The sequence below is a fragment of the Sulfobacillus harzensis genome, from assembly GCF_012933365.1.
In the GTDB taxonomy this organism is placed as follows: Bacteria; Bacillota; Sulfobacillia; order Sulfobacillales; family Sulfobacillaceae; genus Sulfobacillus_B; species Sulfobacillus_B harzensis.
In genome coordinates this window covers 1-2,563 of record NZ_JABBVZ010000215.1, presented here as the reverse complement: position 1 = coordinate 2,563, position 2,563 = coordinate 1, and the positions used below count along the sequence as shown (strand labels likewise).

The 2,563-nt window shown below is 56.5% G+C and carries 3 protein-coding genes; all 3 read left to right on the top strand.

What is annotated here, in order from left to right; all coding sequences use genetic code 11:
• Positions 1-471 precede the first annotated feature (471 nt).
• The 3 genes from HIJ39_RS22460 to HIJ39_RS22450 all read left to right on the top strand — a co-directional run bounded on the left by HIJ39_RS22460 (position 472) and on the right by HIJ39_RS22450 (position 2,492).
• Positions 472-1,440, top strand: a complete 969-nt coding sequence (locus tag HIJ39_RS22460) for a tyrosine-type recombinase/integrase (RefSeq protein ID WP_169103265.1) — start codon at positions 472-474, stop codon at positions 1,438-1,440.
• A gap of 114 nt (positions 1,441-1,554) precedes the next feature.
• Complete coding sequence (locus HIJ39_RS22455; RefSeq protein WP_169103264.1) at positions 1,555-2,181, top strand: IS607 family transposase; 627 nt, start codon at positions 1,555-1,557, stop codon at positions 2,179-2,181.
• Positions 2,178-2,492 (top strand): helix-turn-helix domain-containing protein, encoded by a 315-nt coding sequence (locus tag HIJ39_RS22450; RefSeq protein ID WP_169103263.1) that lies wholly within the window; start codon positions 2,178-2,180, stop codon positions 2,490-2,492. The genes HIJ39_RS22455 and HIJ39_RS22450 overlap by 4 nt, the downstream gene beginning before the upstream one ends.
• Positions 2,493-2,563 lie beyond the last annotated feature (71 nt).

Here is a 2,563-nt window from a genome sequence, read left to right as displayed (position 1 = left end):
CCGAGAAGGGTGAGGACAGTGGCAACTCTTAATGGCCATTTTGGGGAATTCTTAGTGGCAAAACTGGGGAAAAACGATGGCCAAACTGTCCATTTCTATTTGGCCATATACACGGCGACGCCTCTTCGTTACAGCTGACGCGCGGGATGCCGCCCCACCGGGGAGACCCGTGGCACCGGTCTGTCGCAAACCGCGGTCGGGGATGACGGCCTATAAGCGAGGTCGCAACAAAGGCGTTGGCGCGTCGGCGAAACCCGGTTTCCGCTGCATTCCCCAGCGACAGGAGATGAGACAGGATGGCGACCGTGTTGTACGTTGGCATTGGCACGAGCCTCGGGAACGGAACTATGTGGTCTGTCCATGGAGGCGATGGGGGACCACCTTCTTCGGATCGCATAAGACCGGTTATGAGCTTTACACGTACCCCCGGAGGCGGTATTCTGAACCCAAACCCATGAAGGAGAGTCGCCCATGCAATGGGATGAAGCCGTCGATCGATTCACGACGACCCTTAAAATGGCCGACCGGAGCGCCAACACCATCGCGGCGTATTTGTCGGACTTGTCCTTGGCGGCGGACTATTGGGCCAACGCCCGCAAGCGACCGGAGGTCTTAGATAATCTCGCAAACCTAACCAGCGATGACATCGCCAACTGGTTTTTCGATCTGCGCCGACAGCGCAAGAGCCGGCAGACCGTATTGCGACGCCAGGCGAGTCTCAAGCTGTTTTTGGCCTATGCCGTGGAGCAACGATGGCTTGCGGCGTCACCGTATCCGGAATCCGGTGTCATTAAGGCCAAAGGTCAGGCTCCCGAGCGGGAAATCGTCTACCTCGACACGCATCAAGCGCAAGCGTTCATGGCGGCCGTCCACTACGGTCTGCCGAATGATCCCGACTGGGTTCAGGCGCGGGACGCAGCGCTCTTTTGGCTGATGTTGGGGACAGGGTTGCGGATCTCAGAGGCTGTCCAGCTAACCATGAAAGATGTAGCCGATGGAATACGACGCGGTCAGCTCAACATCATTGGCAAAGGCGACAAACGTCGGCAGGTGGCGTTGCCGGAGGCCACGTATGCGCCCTTGACGGCGTATCGCGAGGTCCGGCCGGCGACGGAGCTCAACGCGTTCTTTGTGACCCAGCGCCGCATCCCGAAGGGCCAACACTTTCCCATCACGCCGTTGTCCGCCCGCGAGGTGCAGCGCCGCATCCAGCAATATGGCGCGCAGGCTGAACTCCCCCTTCATCTGACCCCGCACAAGCTCCGTCACACCTATGCCACCGCGTTGCTGGAAGCCGGCATGGACATTCGTATTGTGCAGGAAGCACTCGGGCACGCGCACTTGTCGACCACCGAAATTTATGCGCACGTGAATGTCGCAACGCAAAAAGAAGCGGCCAACCGATTACCGTATTTTAAAGGAAATCCACAGGACAAATGACTCAGGCGACTAATGGGGGTTTGCCATTCAGTAAAATCCTTTCTGCGGCCCATTGGGCAAAGGGCTTTAACAGTTTGATTGCAATGTATCCAAAACTATCTTATACTATCCAATATGGATAGGTTTGTCAGCATTGGTGAAGCCGCCCAAGCCTTGGGGGTCTCTATTACCACCTTGCGGCGTTGGGAACGCGAAGGAAAACTCGTCCCGGAACATACTTCCGGTGGCCACCGTCGCTATGATTTGGCGAAGCTGTATCCCGAACGATTCCGGGTTGCTGCCGACGTGACGCGAAAAACCGTGGCCTATGCGCGGGTATCCAGCCATGACCAGAAAGACGATCTGGAGCGGCAAAAACAAGTCCTGGAACTGTATTGTGTTCGCCAAGGGTGGACCTTCGAGGTCGTCGCCGACCTCGGTTCGGGGATGAACTATCACAAGAAGGGCTTGAAACGTCTCTTGAATGACATCCTCGCCGACCGGATCGGTCGGCTGGTCGTAACCCACAAGGATCGATTGTTGCGGTTTGGGGCAGAGTTGGTCTTTGCCATCTGCGAAGCCAAGCACGTGGAAGTGGTGATTCTCAACCAAGGGGAGGACACCACGTTTGAAGAGGAATTGGCCCAAGACGTGCTGGAAATCATCACGGTGTTTTCGGCCCGGCTGTATGGCAGCCGTTCACGAAAGAATCAAAAGCTGCTCGATGACGTGAAACACGCGGTGGAGGAGGCGTCGTCATGATTATCGCCCATAAAATTGCGCTCGATCCCAACGATGTGCAGGAGACGTATTTCCGCAAGGCGGCGGGAACGGCACGCTTTGCCCACAACTGGGCCTTGAATCAATGGCAGCAGCAGTATGATGCTTGGAAGGCGGATTCCTCGTTGCCCAAGCCGTCGGACGCCGCTTTGCGGCGTCAACTCAATGCGATTAAGCGCGAGCAGTTTCCTTGGATGCTAGAGATCACCAAAAATGCGCCCCAGATGGCGATCATCCACTTGGGCCAAGCGTTTAAGAATTTCTTCGCCGGGACAGCCGAGTATCCCACGTGAGGGCTTTTCATAATTCGGCGAAACAATGCTGTGGATAAGTCGCCCTCTGATGAAGACGCCCGTCCTAACGG